The organism is Paenarthrobacter sp. NPDC089322 (assembly GCF_040684895.1).
Classification (GTDB): Bacteria; Actinomycetota; Actinomycetes; order Actinomycetales; family Micrococcaceae; genus Arthrobacter.
In genome coordinates this window covers 14,590-30,511 of record NZ_JBFBGW010000020.1, presented here as the reverse complement: position 1 = coordinate 30,511, position 15,922 = coordinate 14,590, and the positions used below count along the sequence as shown (strand labels likewise).

At 63.0% G+C, this 15,922-nt stretch carries 14 protein-coding genes; 9 read left to right on the top strand and 5 right to left on the bottom strand.

The window, feature by feature from the left end; translation table 11 throughout:
• The first annotated feature begins 42 nt into the window (after positions 1 to 42).
• The 5 genes from topA (at position 43) to proC (ending at position 6,383) form a co-directional block, all read left to right on the top strand.
• Positions 43 to 2,763 carry a type I DNA topoisomerase gene (topA, locus tag AB0N65_RS17180; protein ID WP_364164264.1) on the top strand — a complete coding sequence of 907 codons (2,721 nt, stop codon included), beginning with the start codon at positions 43 to 45 and terminating at the stop codon, positions 2,761 to 2,763.
• Positions 2,764 to 2,838: 75 nt separating this feature from the next.
• Complete coding sequence (locus AB0N65_RS17175; protein ID WP_364164261.1) at positions 2,839 to 3,273, top strand: SseB family protein; 435 nt, start codon at positions 2,839 to 2,841, stop codon at positions 3,271 to 3,273.
• Positions 3,274 to 3,362: 89 nt separating this feature from the next.
• The gene (locus tag AB0N65_RS17170) at positions 3,363 to 4,475 is read left to right on the top strand and encodes a Ppx/GppA phosphatase family protein (RefSeq protein WP_364164258.1); all 1,113 of its coding nucleotides are present in this window, start codon (positions 3,363 to 3,365) and stop codon (positions 4,473 to 4,475) included.
• A gap of 1 nt (position 4,476) precedes the next feature.
• Positions 4,477 to 5,310 (top strand): sugar phosphate isomerase/epimerase, encoded by an 834-nt coding sequence (locus AB0N65_RS17165; RefSeq protein WP_364164255.1) that lies wholly within the window; start codon positions 4,477 to 4,479, stop codon positions 5,308 to 5,310.
• A 242-nt stretch (positions 5,311 to 5,552) separates the two neighbouring features.
• Positions 5,553 to 6,383, top strand: coding sequence for a pyrroline-5-carboxylate reductase (gene proC, locus AB0N65_RS17160; RefSeq protein WP_364164252.1), 831 nt, complete (start codon positions 5,553 to 5,555; stop codon positions 6,381 to 6,383).
• An 11-nt stretch (positions 6,384 to 6,394) separates the two neighbouring features.
• On the opposite strand, the gene AB0N65_RS17155 is transcribed toward proC, so the two are convergent.
• Positions 6,395 to 7,033: a TrkA family potassium uptake protein gene (locus AB0N65_RS17155; RefSeq protein WP_364164415.1), complete on the bottom strand. Its 639-nt coding sequence runs from the start codon at positions 7,031 to 7,033 to the stop codon at positions 6,395 to 6,397.
• Positions 7,034 to 7,076: 43 nt separating this feature from the next.
• Positions 7,077 to 8,510, bottom strand: a complete 1,434-nt coding sequence (locus tag AB0N65_RS17150) for a potassium transporter TrkG (protein WP_364164249.1) — start codon at positions 8,508 to 8,510, stop codon at positions 7,077 to 7,079.
• A 102-nt stretch (positions 8,511 to 8,612) separates the two neighbouring features.
• Between AB0N65_RS17150 and AB0N65_RS17145 the strand changes: the two genes are divergently transcribed.
• Positions 8,613 to 9,839: an acetoin utilization protein AcuC gene (locus AB0N65_RS17145; protein ID WP_364164246.1), complete on the top strand. Its 1,227-nt coding sequence runs from the start codon at positions 8,613 to 8,615 to the stop codon at positions 9,837 to 9,839.
• 10 nt (positions 9,840 to 9,849) lie between these two features.
• Here AB0N65_RS17145 and AB0N65_RS17140 read toward each other — a convergent pair whose 3' ends face one another.
• Entirely contained in the window at positions 9,850 to 10,326 is a 477-nt protein-coding gene (locus AB0N65_RS17140) for a hypothetical protein (protein ID WP_364164243.1), read from the bottom strand.
• Positions 10,327 to 10,481: 155 nt separating this feature from the next.
• On the opposite strand from AB0N65_RS17140, the gene AB0N65_RS17135 reads away from it, so the two are divergent.
• Together AB0N65_RS17135 and gdhA are read left to right on the top strand one after the other, a co-directional pair.
• Positions 10,482 to 11,048 carry a metalloregulator ArsR/SmtB family transcription factor gene (locus AB0N65_RS17135; RefSeq protein ID WP_364164240.1) on the top strand — a complete coding sequence of 189 codons (567 nt, stop codon included), beginning with the start codon at positions 10,482 to 10,484 and terminating at the stop codon, positions 11,046 to 11,048.
• Positions 11,049 to 11,261: 213 nt separating this feature from the next.
• Positions 11,262 to 12,599, top strand: a complete 1,338-nt coding sequence (gene gdhA / locus AB0N65_RS17130) for an NADP-specific glutamate dehydrogenase (protein ID WP_364164237.1) — start codon at positions 11,262 to 11,264, stop codon at positions 12,597 to 12,599.
• A gap of 75 nt (positions 12,600 to 12,674) precedes the next feature.
• Here the strand turns inward: gdhA and AB0N65_RS17125 are convergent, their stop codons facing one another.
• Positions 12,675 to 14,006, bottom strand: coding sequence for an alpha-hydroxy acid oxidase (locus AB0N65_RS17125; protein ID WP_364164234.1), 1,332 nt, complete (start codon positions 14,004 to 14,006; stop codon positions 12,675 to 12,677).
• Between the two features lie 76 nt (positions 14,007 to 14,082).
• On the opposite strand from AB0N65_RS17125, the gene AB0N65_RS17120 reads away from it, so the two are divergent.
• Positions 14,083 to 14,781 carry an FCD domain-containing protein gene (locus AB0N65_RS17120; RefSeq protein WP_364164412.1) on the top strand — a complete coding sequence of 233 codons (699 nt, stop codon included), beginning with the start codon at positions 14,083 to 14,085 and terminating at the stop codon, positions 14,779 to 14,781.
• A 41-nt stretch (positions 14,782 to 14,822) separates the two neighbouring features.
• Here the strand turns inward: AB0N65_RS17120 and AB0N65_RS17115 are convergent, their stop codons facing one another.
• The gene (locus tag AB0N65_RS17115; protein WP_364164231.1) at positions 14,823 to 15,854 is read right to left on the bottom strand and encodes a LacI family DNA-binding transcriptional regulator; all 1,032 of its coding nucleotides are present in this window, start codon (positions 15,852 to 15,854) and stop codon (positions 14,823 to 14,825) included.
• Positions 15,855 to 15,922: the final 68 nt, after the last annotated feature.

The window sequence follows — 15,922 nt, the reverse complement described above, 5'->3', positions numbered from 1 at the left end:
ATGGGCACCAGCCCAATTACACATTTTTTCTGTAGGAGCACCGTGCCCAGCAAGGCAAAAACCGGCAAGAAACTCGTGATCGTGGAGTCTCCGGCCAAGAGCAAGACCATCGCCAAGTACCTGGGCGAGGGCTTCATCGTCGAGGCTTCCATCGGCCATATCCGGGACCTCCCGCAGCCGTCCGATCTCCCTGCAGAACTCAAGAAGACCTCGCTGGGCAAGTTCGCCGTCGATGTGGAAAACGACTTCAAGCCGTACTACGTCGTCTCGCCGGACAAGAAAAAGAAGGTCGCCGAGCTCAAGGCCCAGCTGAAAGATGCAGACGCGCTTTATCTCGCAACCGATGGGGACCGCGAAGGCGAAGCCATCGCGTGGCACCTCCTCGAGGTCCTGAAGCCCAAGGTTCCCGTGTACCGCATGACCTTCGGCGAAATCACCAAGGAAGCCATCCACCGCGCCATGGACAACCTGCGCGACGTCGACACCGCTTTGGTCGATGCGCAGGAGACCCGTCGAATCCTTGACCGCCTGTACGGCTATGAGATCTCGCCGGTCCTTTGGCGCAAGGTGGCAAGAGGGCTGTCCGCAGGGCGTGTGCAGTCCGTTGTCACCCGCATGGTGGTTGACCGTGAACGTGAACGCATGGCCTTCCGCGCCGCATCCTACTGGGACTTGACCGGGCAGTTCGGGGCGGGTTCGGGATCGTTCAAGGCAAAGCTTGCCGCAGTGGACGGTTCCAAAGTAGCCAGCGGTCGTGATTTCAACGACGACGGCCAGCTCACGTCCTCCAACGTGGTGCACCTCAACGAGGACCTGGCAACGTCCCTGGCCGCAGGCTTGGAGAATGCCGATTTCCGCGTCCGCTCGGTGGACACCAAGCCGTACACCCGCAGGCCCGCCGCACCGTTCACGACCTCCACGCTGCAGCAGGAAGCCGGTCGCAAGCTCCGCTTCTCCTCCAAGAGCACCATGCAGGTAGCGCAGCGGCTGTACGAGAACGGCTACATCACTTATATGCGTACCGACTCCTCCGCCTTGAGCGATGAGGCCGTCACGGCCGCGCGCCGCCAAGCCGCGGAACTGTACGGTCCGGAGTACGTACCCCAGGGACCCCGTGTGTACGCCAATAAGTCAGCCAACGCGCAGGAGGCCCACGAGGCCATCCGCCCTGCCGGTGACTCGTTCCGCACTCCCGCCCAGGTTGCCAAGCAGCTGAGCGGCGACGAATTCCGCTTGTACGAGCTCATCTGGAAGCGCACCGTCGCCTCCCAGATGGCCGACGCCAAGGGCTCCACCGCCACCATCCGCTTGGGCGCAGTGGCTTCCGATGGTCGCGACGCAGAGTTCTCGGCCTCGGGTACGGTCATCACCTTCCCCGGCTTCCTTGCCGCGTACGAAGAAGGCAAGGACGAAAGCCGGGACGACGACACCGATGAAGCCCGTCGCCTGCCCAACGTCGCCAAGGACGATTCCCTCACGGCGTCGGACATCGTCGCCGTCGGCCACGAAACGTCGCCTCCTCCGCGCTACACGGAAGCGTCCCTCACCGCTGAGCTGGAAAAGAAGGGCATCGGACGTCCCTCAACGTACGCCTCCACGATCTCCACCATCCAGGATCGCGGTTACGTCCGGAAGCAGGGTTCTGCCTTGGTGCCCAGCTGGATCGCTTTCTCAGTGATCCGGTTGCTGGAACAGCACTTCACGGACTATGTGGATTACGAATTCACGGCCGACATGGAAGGCGACTTGGACAAGATCGCCAATGGCCAGGCGGTAGGCGCTGCATGGCTCAAGCACTTCTACTACGGTGAAGACACCGATCCCGGGCTCCTCAGCATCGTGAACAACCTGGGCGAAATCGATGCGCGCGAGATCAACTCCGTGCCGATCGCCGAGGGCATCACCCTGCGTGTGGGCAAGTTCGGCCCGTACCTGGAAAGCAGCATCCCCACAGTCGATGAGAAAACGGGCGAGGTGGTGGAGTCCGCGCGTGCCAACGTTCCGGAAGAGTTGGCGCCCGATGAACTGACGGCCGCCAAGGCTATCGAGCTCATGGAAACGGCGGCGCCGGAGGAACGGGTCCTTGGCACCGACCCGCACACGGGACACACTGTGGTGGCAAAGAACGGCCGTTACGGCGCCTACGTCACTGAGATCATTCCTGAGATCACTCCGGAACAGTTGGCCAACCAGCCCGTCGAGTACTACAAGAACGGCAAGCCCAAGCCGCCGAAGAAGCCCGTGAAGGCCAAGCCGCGCACGGGTTCGCTGTTCAAGTCCATGTCCGTTGACACCGTTACCCTGGATGAGGCACTTCAGCTGATGAGCCTGCCCCGCGTCCTGGGAGAGGACGCCGATGGCAACCCCATCACAGTCCAAAACGGTCGTTTCGGGCCCTACTTGAAAAAGGGCACAGACTCGCGCTCCATTGGCTCCGAGGAAGAAATCTTCACCATCACGCTGGAACAGGCATTGGAGTTCTACTCGCAGCCCAAGCAGCGTGGTGCCCGTGCTGCTGTTCCTCCGCTGGCCGAGTTCGGCCCGGACCCGGTCTCCGAGAAGAACATCGTGGTGAAGGAAGGCCGCTTCGGCCCCTACATCACGGACGGCATCACCAACATCACGGTGCCCCGCTCCACGTCGCTTGAGGAACTTACCAGGGAACGCGCCGTCGAACTTCTCGCGGAAAAGCGTGCCAAGGGCCCCGTCAAGCGGACCAGCACACGGAAGGCTCCGGCCAAGAAGGCAGCAGCCAAAAAGTAGGGTGTCAAAGAAACAGGTGGCCGGCCGGAACGCAGGGAAATTGCGTCCCGGCCGGCATCATGGTCGAGTAGAACCATGACTGAAGAGACGGTTTCACCGGACAACCAACCCTTGAACGACCTTGAGGCGAAGCTCGCCCTGGCCGACCAGCCGGATGCCAACCCCGTGGACGTCATCCTTGCCTTCCTCAACAACGAGGTCTACCTGATCAGTTCCGAGGCGGTGGATGGCCCTGATTCTTCGGTGGAGCCCCTGGTGCTCTCGAACGCCGATGGGCAGCCCGTACTGGCCGTATTCAGCCACCCGAGCCGGGTGGACGCCCGTTTCCTGGAGGCAGCCCCGCACGTCCTGGGCACCATGGGTTCGGCCATCCTCGGCAACATTGGTGATGAGCTGGGCATGGTCATTAACCCGGGAAGCCAGTACGGCTTCGAAATCGACCCGGAGGGAATCGCGAACATCCGCCGCGACTTCAAACGTGCAGACGAGGTTGAGGAGCCCACGGAATAACCGGCACCAAGGCGTCAAGACCGCATCCGCTGAGCGAAACGTGGACGCCAAGTTGCTTCACGGGCTTCGAATCGGTGAATAATGGCAGAATGCGTCTTGGCGTTCTCGACATCGGTTCAAACACCGTCCATCTCCTGCTCGTGGATGCCCACCCGGGTGCACGTCCTGTGGCCTTTGCATCCCACAAGCGCCCTCTTTCGTTGGTGCAATACCTCGACGCAGAGGGCAATATCAACGACGCCGGCCAGACGGAACTCATCGAGTTCGTCCTGGAAGCATGGGAATTTGCGGCCCGGCACAAAGCCGAAGACCTGCTGGCGTTTTGTACCTCAGCCATCCGTGAGGCCACCAACGGCGCCGATGTCCTGGCCAGGGTCAAGCATGAGACCACGGTGACACTTCAGGAACTCACAGGCAGCGAAGAGGCGTCCATGACCTTCTTCGCGGTTCGCCGTTGGTATGGCTGGGGTGCCGGTCCCATTTTGGATCTGGACATTGGCGGAGGTTCCTTCGAAATGGCGTACGGGACGGATGAGCTTCCCGAATTCGCTACGTCCGTTCCGCTCGGTGCCAGCCGTTTGACGCGGGACTGGCTTCACGATGACCCGCCCACGGCCAAGAGCGTCAAGGAACTAAGGCGCTACATCCGCTCCACGCTCAAACCGGTCGTCCCTACCTTCCGCGAGCTGGGACGTGCCAACCTGGTGGCGGGAACGTCCAAGACGTTCCGTTCGCTGGCCCGCATTGCCGGAGCGGCTCCGAGCGCCGCCGGACCCTACGTGAAGCGGGAGCTTCATGCCGCCGATCTTGGCCTGTGGGCGCAGCGTATCTCGGCTATGACGGTTGAGGACCGTTTGTACCTGCCGGGTGTTTCAGATGCCAGGGCACGGCAGTTGCTGGCCGGGGCGTTGGTGGCGGAGGCTGCGTTGGAACTCTTCGAATTCCCCACGATGGAAATTTGCCCGTGGGCGCTGCGCGAGGGCTTGATCCTGCGCAGGCTGGACCAGCTGGTCTTCGAGGAAGCAGTGGAGCCGGCTCCGCACGTTGGCAAACGCAAGAAAAAGAAGAAGGCAGGCAAGGAAGGCGGCAAGAACACGGAAAACGACGAGCCCAAGCCCACCGTCGAGGAATTCCATGTGCCCGTGAACACTCCGGCGCCGGCGCCCATCCCGGCCCCTGTAGCAGGCGGGATGGCTTCCTAAGATGAGTACCGACGTCGAGCCTGCCGCAAACAACCGCTATATCCCGGTGGCGTTGTCCAGCGCGTCCGTCTATCCGTTGAGCGTCCACGACGCCTTCGCTGTCGCCCAAGACCTCGGCTACGAGGGTGTGGAGGTGATGGTGACCAACAACGCGGTGAGCCAGAACCCCGATGCCCTCATTCAGCTGAGCCACCGCTACAACCAGGAGATCGTTTCCATCCATGCGCCCACGCTGTTGCTGACGCAGCAGGTATGGGGAGCTGCGTGGAACAAGATTGAGCGCTCGTGCCAGATGGCCCGGGAAGTTGGCTGCGACACGGTGGTGGTGCATCCGCCCTTCCGCTGGCAGTCCAATTACGCCGAGAACTTCGCGGAGGGCGTCCGTGAAATTGCTGCCATGTACCAGGTGCATATCGCGGTGGAGAACATGTATCCGTGGCGCGTCCGGGGACGTGAGGCGGTTGCCTACCTGCCGCACTGGGATCCTTTGGGCCAGGATTACGACGACGTCACGTGGGATTTCTCCCATGCCGCAACTGCCGGGGCCAACAGTTTGGAAGCCATTCAGGCGCTGGGCAGCAAACTTCGGCACGTCCACCTCACGGACGGGTCGGGATCCGGCAAGGACGAACACCTGGTACCCGGTACGGGCACGCAGCAATGCGCGGATGTACTGCAGCACCTTGCGTCGAACGGTTTTGATGGCGTCGTGGTAGCTGAGATCTCCACACGTAAGGCGAAGGTCGCGGGGGAACGCGAGGAAATGCTGGCCGAAACACTTCGGTTCGCGCGTCAGCACCTCAGTGTTCCGTTGGTGCGGAGCCTGGATACCTAGGGCTTCCGTTAACAGCGAAAGCACCGGCGGCCGAATCGGGAAATGGGGGAAAACCCGCCCCGGCCACCGGTGCTGCTGGCGGACATCCCCATGCCCGCCTCATCACTCGCACCCTCAATGAGGTAACTACTAAGTTACGGACCAAGATTGGGTGGAGCCTGCAATAACCTTGGGAACTAGCTGGGAATCCAAAATCCGGATTGCGTTCGACCCCCTCAGCGGGCAACTGCAATGATGGACCAATGAGCAACCGAATCGCATTCCTTGGCTGTGGGTCCATGAACGAGGCAATTCTGGGTGGGCTCCTTGCCGCCGGAACCGACCCGTCCGACATCGTTGCCACAGTCAGGCGAGCGGAGCGCGCGGACGAACTTGCCCAGCGCCACGGGGTCATGGCTATCGCCGGCGAAGAGGATCCGGACAACAACAAGCTGGCTACCAAGGGTTCCGGGATGGTCATCCTGGGAGTCAAACCTGTGGGTATCGCCAACCTTGCCCGCGAGATCAGTCCGGCTCTGGCCAAGGACACCATCGTGGTGAGTGTGGCCGCAGCGGTCTCCATTGCCCAGCTTGAGGCAGCACTCCCGGAAGGGCAGCCGGTGATCCGCACCATGCCGAACACGCCCGCAAAGCTGGGACGCGGCGTCGTCTCTGTTTCGCCCGGTACGCACTGCACGCCGGAGCAGCTGGAGCGGGCCAAGGACGTGCTGGCGGGTGCCGGCAAGGTGGTGGAGATACCCGAGGAACAGGTGGACGCACTGTCCGCCATCAGCGGTTCAGGCCCCGCGTACGCGTTCTACCTGGCGGAGGCCATGGCTGCTGCGGGTGTCGAACTTGGTTTGGACGCAGAGTTGTCGCTGATGCTGGCCCGCGAAACCGTGGCAGGTGCCGGCTTCATGTTGGCCGAACCCGGCGCGGACCCCAGGGCTCTTCGGGTGGCCGTCACCAGCCCCAACGGCACCACCGAGCGTGCCATCGCAGCATTTGACGACGGCGGGATCCCCAAGATCATCGCGGACGGCGCCCGAGCTGCCGCGGCCCGGGCTGCGGAGATCACCAAACAGCTCGGCTAAGCTTCACAGAGCTACGGCCGGGCGGCGAAGCGCTCCAATAGGTCCACGTGTCCGGACACGATCAGCATGTCGTGGCCGGACACTTTGGTTTCCGGACGGGCGTAGGTGAAGTCCTCGCCGGGGGTCTTCACGCCCACAATGGTCACGCCGTACTTGGAGCGGACCTTTGACTCTTCCAGCGTGAAGCCTACGGTCTCCTTGGGCGGGTACATCTTGACGATCGCGTAGTCGTCGTCGAACTCAATGAAGTCCAGCATGCGCCCCGACACCAGGTGGGCGGCCCGGACGCCTGCGTCGGCCTCAGGGTAGATCACATGGTTTGCGCCGATCCGGCTGAGGATCTTGCCATGTGACGGCGTGATGGCCTTGACCCATAAATGCTGGATGCCCAAGTCAACGAGGTTCACCGTGATGAGCACGGAAGATTCAATCGAGGTGCCCACTCCGACCACGGCGGAGCTGAATTCCTGCGCACCCAGCTGTCGCAGGGCGTCGATGTTGGTTGCGTCCGCCTCCACCACATGGGTCAGCACGGGCGCCCACTTCTGGACGAGCGAACGGTCCCGTTCGATGGCGAGTACCTCGCGGCCCTGCTTGACCAGTTGCTCGGCCGTGGCGGATCCAAAGCGACCCAAGCCGATGACCAACACGGGTGCGTTGTGGGCAGGCCGGTTGGGCGCTGCCCCTGTATTACTAGCCAATGATTGGCCTCTCTTCCGGGTAGTGGTACAGCTGGCTGCGTTGGCGAAGAGCCAGTCCGGCAGCGAGGGTTACGGTTCCAAGGCGACCGGCGAACATCAACGCGGTCAGGACATAAACGCCCGACGGCGGCAACTCGGCACTGAGGTTGGTGCTGAGTCCCACGGTGGCAAAGGCGGAAATGGTTTCAAAGAGCACCCGGTCAAGCGAGGCTCCACTGATGGAAAGCAGGAGGAACGCCGCGACGGAGACGAGCGTGGCACCTGCGACGATCACCGAGATGGCCACGCGCATGGTTCCCTGGGGGATGGTGCGGCCGTAGACCTTTACATCGGCATCGCCCCGGGCCTCGGCCACGATGGCGAGGAACATGACGGCGATAGTGGTCACCTTGATGCCGCCCGCCGTCGACGCCGAACCACCGCCGGCAAACATGAGCGCGTCGGTGAGCAGCATCGTGGTGGACTCCATCTGGTTCTGGTCCACTAGATTGAACCCGCCAGAGCGGGTCATGACGGAGGCAAAGAGGGAGTGGATGATTTTGTCGCCCAGGCTCATGTGGCCGATGGTTCTGAGGTTGTCCCACTCCATGAGTGCCCACAGGAGCGTTCCAGCCACGAGCAGGATGAATGAAACCTGGATGGTGAGCTTGGTGTGGAGGTTCCACTTCTTCCAATTAAGCCCGTTTTGCTGCAACACCATCACCACAGGGAAACCGAGGCTTCCCAAGAAGACGCCAAGCATCAACGGAACCAGGATCCATAGGTCCGTTTCATAAGGGACGATCCCGTCCGAGTGCGGGGTGAATCCGGCGTTGTTGAAGGATGAAATCGAATAGAAGACGCCATGCCACACGGACTGCCAAAAAGGCTCGCCAAGGACCATGAAGCGGGGGATCAGGGCAAGGGCCAGGGCTGCTTCGATGACGATCGAGGTGACGATGACGATACGGAGCAAGGTACCCACTTCACCGAGGCGCCCTGCGTTGTTCATGGCTTCCTGGGCGATGAGCTTTCCGCGCACGCCAAGCCGCTTGCTGACCATGAGGGCCAGCAGCGATGCCAACGTCAAGGTGCCCAGGCCGCCAACGAAGATGCCCACCAGGATGACGAGCTGGCCAAAGAAGGACCAGTGCGTGGCGGTGGAAACAACCGTGAGGCCCGTAACGCAAACACTGGAAACGGCTGTGAACATCGACTGGTGCAGTGGAGTTGGTTCACCGGAAGCGGCGGAGGCAGGAAGCGACAACAATCCCGTGAAAAGCATGATCACCAAGGAGAACGCCACCAGGGCCAGGCGCGCCGGGGAGGTGTTGGCAATGTTGTCAATGAAGTCGCGGGCGCGGGTAAAGATCCAGAGACCTTCACGTTCCTGCTGGCCGGGTTGCCAGTTGGCCGGGGTCGTGGACCGCGACTGGCTTTGAGACATGGCGCTCTTCCTCAGTTGAACATACTTTCCTGAGTAGTAAACCACTATTCCTGCGGCGTAACCGGGCGGTAGGGGACTGCGGCCTCCGGTAGCCTGTTCAGGATGAACTCCAGGCTTGGGACAACTGCTTCCAGCATTACCCGCTCCGCACTGCCAACGACGGTCGTGTGGGATCCAGCCATGACTGCCTACAATTTCGGCCCGACCCACCCCATGGCACCGCAGCGGCTGGAACTGACGGCGCGCCTGGCTGAATCCCTCGGCCTGTTCAACCACAGCCATGTGGCGGTGGAGGCACCAACGGTGGCTACCGACGTCGAGCTTTTTACCGTCCATAGCCGCGAATACGTGGCAGCGGTGCGCCGAGTCAGCGAGAACCCGTCACGCCCCGAAGAAAACCGCGGACTGGGAACCGAGGATGATCCCGTCTTTGCCGGGATGCACGAGGCGAGTGCACGCCTGGCTGGTGGCTCGCTGGTGGGTGCCGAAGCGGTCCTTTCCGGCAAGGCAGTCCGGGCTGTGAACTTCAGCGGGGGAATGCACCATGCGGCCCGTGAACGGGCGAGTGGATTCTGCGTCTACAACGACGTCGCGCTCGCCATCCAAAAATTGCTCGACGGCGGTGTGCGGCGGATCGTGAGCATTGACGTTGACGCCCATCACGGCGACGGTACACAGAGCATCTTCTATAACGACCCACGAGTCATGACCATCTCGCTTCATGAATCGGGGCTCACCCTCTTTCCCGGGACGGGTTTCGCCAACGAAACGGGCGGGCCGGACGCCCCCGGCACAGCGGTAAACGTGGCCCTGCCGGCGTTCACCGGTGACGCTGCGTGGTTGCGGGCCTTCCATGCAGTGGTGCCGCAGTTGGTGGGGGCGTTCAGACCGGAAGTCATCGTCAGCCAGCACGGTTGCGATTCGCATCGGCTGGATCCCCTGACGCACCTCAACCTCAGCGTGGACGCGCAGCGGGAAGCGGCCAGTGCCGTCGCCAGCCTGGCTGCCAAGCACTGTGACAACCGCTGGATCGCCACCGGGGGAGGCGGTTACGAGGTGACCGGCGTGGTGCCACGTGCGTGGAGCCACCTGATCGGGATAGTGACACAGCGGCCCGTTCCGCTGAAGGCCCCCGTGCCTGAGGCCTGGCGCAACTACGTCATGGAAACTTACGGGGTCTCCACGCCGGAGCTCATGGGCGACGACGTCGACATATGGTGGCGCTCCTGGGAGGTGGGGTACGACCCGGCGGACCAAGTCGACCGGACCGTTATCGCCACGCGCAAGGAGATTTTCCCGCTCTACGGGTTGGACCCTTGGTTCGACTAGCAAACGAAGCCTAGGCGCCCGTCTTTTCCGTCTGGAAGACCACGCCGGCTGCCCCCACCAGCCACCCGAGAAGTGACAAGGCAAAGGCTCCGATGAGGTCCGTGGACGCCTGGCCCTTGAACAACCACACCACCAAAACCAGCATGCCCATGGTCATGTACACCATGATGGCGAAGATGACCCGACCTGAGAGCCGCGTTGCTACTTGGGCGGGGCTGACCAAGGTGCTGGTGTCGCCTGCCGCTGCGCTGTCCCTTTTTACCTCGGCAATGGTGAAGCCCAGGGCCGACGCCGTGAGTGAACTGAGCGACGTAGCGAGGACTCCCGCGGCGGTGACCAACGCCCCGTTCAACTCAGGTGCCTCCGCAGTTCCGGTGGGAACCCACGTTCCGACGCGAAGGAGGACCGTGGCCCACACCAGGACGAACAACGCCAGGAAGACGGCGGCGATGATGTTGAAGATCTGCCGCCGGAAGAAATCAGTCATGGCCATGCACCCCGTGCTTTTGGCGGCCGGGGCCAGGGTGCCCGGAAGGACCGTGACTCCGTTGTAGCACCGGCCTTCTGCACGGTCAACGTTGCCCCTCGGTCGCCCGGCGAAACAGGATGCCAATTGACGTATATGTCGCTAGGGTGGGAGGCATGGTGACTGACGACGTATTTGCCGTCATTGCTGAGGCAACCAGGCGTGACATCCTGGTCTCCCTCCGCTCTGGGGATAAAGCTGTAGGCGAACTGGTGGAAGAACTGGCTGCGAGCCAGCCCACCATCTCCAAGCATTTAAAAGTGCTCCGCGAGGCAGACCTCGTCAGCATGCGCGCCCAGGGGCAGAAGCGCTTCTACGCGCTGAATCCCAAGCCGCTCGCGGGTGTCGCCAATTGGCTGGAAACTTTCGACGTCGGACCCTCGTCTGCCGCCGCCGTCGTGCCTGACGCAGGGGGGCTCGCCGCGGCGGCCAGCACCGAAGCGACCGCCGCCGTCCCGTCTGTCAATGAGTCCTCAACTGCAAGCGTGGTCACTCCGGGAGCCTTGAGCCCGGCGGTGAGGGCACAGGCGGGGGAGAGCCCGGTCTCCTTGGAGCTGCAGTCGGACGATACTGTCCCGCAGCAAATCGGACGTACCGTGGGCCGTGCGGCCACCAAGGCCGCGGACCTCTTGGCCAATCTTCCGAATCTTCCGAACTTGCCGAAATTCGGCCGCAAGCGCTGACTACAGCAGCGCAATCCAACGTGATGATCCTCACATTGTGAGGTTTTGTTAACTTACCGTTTCCTTGTGTTTCTGCGGATCTTGCGCGGTTGTGTCAATTCGGCGACGCGGGTCACAAACACCTCGGATGGAGATCCTACGTCCCTCGGTGCGACTATGGGCGGGACTGAATCGTCTCGCCGCGGGTCGGCGCACTGAGGGATAGGAAGACGCATGGATTCGAGGCTCGAAGCTGTCCGGGACACCGTGTTGGCACGGAACCCGGGCGAAAAAGAATTTCACCAGGCCGTCACTGAGGTCTTTGAGAGCCTCGGCCCCGTCCACGATCGCCACCCCGAGTTCCTCGAAGGCGCGGTCTTGGAGAGACTCTGCGAGCCGGAACGGCAGATCATTTTCCGGGTTCCGTGGACCGACGACGCAGGCCGGGTCCACGTCAACCGTGGCTTCCGCGTCGAGTTCAACTCCGCGCTTGGCCCGTACAAGGGTGGTCTGCGCTTCCACCCCTCCGTGTACCTGGGAATAGTGAAATTCCTTGGCTTCGAACAGATCTTCAAGAATGCGCTGACCGGCATGCCTATCGGCGGCGGCAAAGGTGGCTCCGACTTCGACCCCCGCGGCCGTTCGGACGCCGAAATCATGCGGTTCTGCCAGTCGTTCATGACCGAGCTTTACCGGCACATCGGTGAGTACACGGACGTTCCCGCCGGCGACATCGGCGTGGGCGGGCGTGAGATCGGCTACCTGTTCGGCCAGTACAAACGCATTACGAACAGGTACGAATCCGGTGTGCTGACCGGCAAAGGCATCTCCTGGGGCGGTTCCTTGGTGCGGCCAGAGGCCACCGGCTACGGCACGGTGATCTTCGCGCAGGAGATGCTGAAAACCCGCGGCACCTCGTTTGATGGCCAGCGGGTTGTGGTCTCAGGCTCTGGAAATGTCGCCATTCACGCCATCGCGAAGGCCCAGTCCCTTGGCGCCACCGTGGTCGCCTGTTCCGATTCGGCCGGTTACATCGTGGACGAGGCGGGGATCGACGTCGAACTACTGCGCCAGATCAAGGAAGTCGAGCGGGGGCGCCTCACCGAGTACGCGCTTCGGCGCCCCGGCGCGAGCCACGTTGCCGGTGGCTCAGTGTGGGATGTCAACGGCACCGTTGCGCTACCCTGCGCCACGCAAAACGAGCTCGACGGCGATGCTGCCGCCAAGTTGGTCAGCAACGGCCTGATCGCGGTGGCGGAAGGCGCGAACATGCCGTCCACCAGCGCAGCGGTGGCTGTGTTCCAGGATGCCGGTATCCTGTTCGGCCCCGGCAAGGCTGCCAATGCGGGCGGCGTTGCGACGTCCGCCCTGGAGATGCAGCAGAATGCGAGTCGTGATTCGTGGTCCTTCGAGCACACGGAACAGCGCCTCACAGAGATCATGGTGGGCATCCACGACCGTTGCGCGGCGACCGCCGACGAGTATGGAGCTCCAGGGAACTACGTCGTGGGTGCAAACATCGGCGGCTTCGTGAAGGTGGCCGACGCCATGCTCGCCCAAGGCCTCATCTAGGCCGACAAGCCCAACTGGGTCGCAGTTAAGCGCGTTCTGACCGCTCTAAACGCGCTTAACTGCGACCTACATGGGCTAGTGCTGCAGCAGTCGGACGTGGTCCGGGTTCAGCTCGGAGATCTTGCTGACACCGAGCAGTGCCATGGTTCGCGTCATGTCCTTTTCGAGGATCTGGATGGTGCGGTCCACGCCTTCGCGCCCACCGGCCATGAGGCCGTAGAGGTATGCCCGGCCAATCAGGGCAAAGTCGGCACCCAGCGCCAGTGCCGCAACGATGTCCGCGCCGCTCATGATGCCGGTGTCCAGCATGACCGCGGCGTCGCTGTTGTCTGCCTTCAGTGCCGAAGTGACCTCCGGAAGGAGGTGGAACGGGATGGGCGCGCGGTCCAGCTGGCGGCCGCCGTGGTTGGACAGGACGATGCCGTCCGCGCCGTGGTCGACAACACGCCGGGCGTCCTCAACGGTCTGGATGCCCTTGACCACCAGCTTGCCCTTCCAGGTGTCGCGGAGCCAGTCAAGGTCGTCGTAGGTCAGCGTGGGGTCGAACATGGAGTTGATCAGGTCCGCCACCGTGCCCGTGTAGCGCGAGAGTGACGCGAACGTTAGCGGCTCGTGCGTTAGGAAATTGAACCACCAGGCCGGCCGGTAGGACGCGTCCAGGACTGTTTTCAGCGTCAGTGCCGGCGGGATTGTCATGCCGTTGCGGACGTCGCGCAGGCGGGCACCGGCCACAGCTGTGTCTACCGTGACCATGAGGGTATCGTTGCCGGCCTTTGCTGCCCGATCGATGAGTTCGAGGGAGCGATCGCGGTCCGTCCACAGGTACAGCTGGAACCAGTTCCGGCCGTTGGGGGCTGCTGCGGCCACGTCTTCGATCGATGCTGTGCCCATCGTGGAAAGAGTGTAGGGAATGCCCGCGGCTTCGGCGGCCTGCGATCCCGCGTACTCACCCTCGGACTGCATCATGCGGGTGAAGCCGGTGGGTGCGATGCCGAACGGCAGCTTTGATTCCTGGCCGAGGATTTGGGTGCGGAGATCGATCCTGGATACGTTGCGCAGAATGCCCGGGCGGAACTCGATGTCCTGGAAGGCCTGCCGAGCCCGCCGCAGCGTGATTTCTTCCTCGGCTGCGCCGTCGGTGTAGTCGAAAGGCGCTTGGGGCGTCCGGCGCTTGGCGATGTCGCGCAGGTCCCAGATGGTGCTGGCACGCTTGAGCCGTGCAGCCTTGCTGAACTCCGGTTTTTTGAACTGCATGAGCGGCGCCAGGTCCGAGACTTTGGGCACGCGCCGCTTCAGCGCTGGGGGCTGCACGACGGCGGGCGCCGGCTGGGGTGGGCGGCTCACGTTTTGGTCGCTCCCGGCGTTGGCAGGGGCGGCGGTGACTTTGGGGTCGAGGGTGTCGGTCATGCGGTTCTCCCTTGGAAGCTGTGGTCTAACCACACTGTAGGCCATGTGGTTGGACCACATCAACTACTATTCCAATATGCGCACCCACGAACTCGTCCTGCAGTGGATTGAGAAGCAGCTTTCTGATGGCGACCTCACCTTGGGCGGGCGACTGCCCGGAGAACGTGCAATGGCCGAGCAGTTGCAGGTTTCCCGGACATCGGTGCGGGAGGCCGTGCGGATCCTCGAGGCGATGGGCGTGGTCCGCGCGGGCGTCGGCTCGGGCAAGGACGCCGGAACGGTGGTCATCGCGGAGCCGGGGTCGGCGCTTGGTTCCACGCTCCGACTCCACGTGGCAACGCGGCACTTGCCGGTGGCTGACATCGTGGAAACCCGGGTCCTGCTCGAATCCTGGGCAGCCGGGCGCGCCAAGCTTGGCGTTCCTGCGCTGGACGAAGCAGCGGCGTTGCTCGACCAAATGGATGACAACCCGGACATCGACACCTTCCTGGCGCTGGACGCACAGTTCCACGTCGCTTTGGCCCGCGCCGCCGGAAACACCGTGGTCAGCGCCATGATGGCGTCACTGCGTGGGGCGATCGAAAACTATGCGATGGAGCTTACCGGCAACCTGCCGGACTGGAACGCGACGTCCGGCAGGCTTCGGGCCGAGCACCGTGCCATCCTCGCCGCAGTCAACGCGAACGACGGCGGCCGGGCGGCTGATCTTGTGGCAGCGCATATCAAGGGCTTCTACAGAGAGGCTGGTTTGGGCTCGGACCACGTGCCGAGATGACACTTAATGCCAATGTTTCCCGGGAACATTGGCATTAAGTGTCATTTCGCGGGCTTGAGGGCCGGGGCTGCGGTGCTCTTGCGGATCTCCACGCGGGGGGAGAACTCGTCCTGTGCTTGGACGGGTGATTCCCCCGCCTGCTGGATCTGCTCCCGCATCCTTCGCCACGCCAGGCTGCCCAGTTCATTGATGGGAACGGCTGCCGTCGTCAGGGGAGGGGTCGTGTATTTGGCGAAGGGAATGTCGTCGAACCCGGTCACCGAGATGTCTTCCGGAACCCTTACTCCGCGCTCGTGAAGCCCACTGAGCAGGCCCATGGCGACAAGGTCGTTGAAGGCCAGGATTCCGGTGGCGCCGCTGGCGATGATGGCCTCGGTGGACTCATGGCCGGAGTCGAAGTTTGATCCGCCGTGGAGCATCTGGACTTCGATATCGGGATGTTCGTGCCGGAATTGCTCCAGCCCTACCAGGCGCTGACGGTTGGAGGCGCTGTGCTCAGGACCGGACAGGAAGACCAGGCGCCTATGGCCCAGCGTGACCAGGTGCTGCGCCAGTTGCTGGATGCCCTGCCCGTAGTCGACGCTGAGGCTCGGCGTGTTTGTGGTGACCGTTGTGCGGTTGATGAGTACCAGCGGGTGCAGCGTGGGTGCGAGTTCCTCGAGTTCGGCATCGCTCATGCGGGGAGCGCAGAGCACTACTCCGTCGCAGCGTCGCCGTGCCTCTCCCGCCAAAATTGCTTCTTCGCTGGTGACTTCGGATGAGTCGGCGATGAGCACGCGGTAGCCATCCTGGGCTGCGGCGATGCTTAGCCCCCGCAGGATCGCCTGGAAGGTCGGGTTTGCCAGGTCCGGGACGACGATGCCGATGGTGTCGGTCTTGCCCAGGGCGAGGCTCCTGCCGACAGGGTTGGGCTGGTACTTCAGTTCCGCGGCGGCAGCGCGGACCCGGGCGGCGATGCCGGGGTCTACGGCGGCGTTACCGTTCATGACGCGTGACACCGTTGCGTGCGAAACGCCGGCTTTCTCCGCGACATCTGCAATGCCAACGCGTCTGTTGGTGTTCCTGCGTGCCATGTTGCCCCTTCCCGTTGGCCGTCCGCATGATGCCCCCGCGCCGGGGCACTGGTTGACGGGACCGCCAG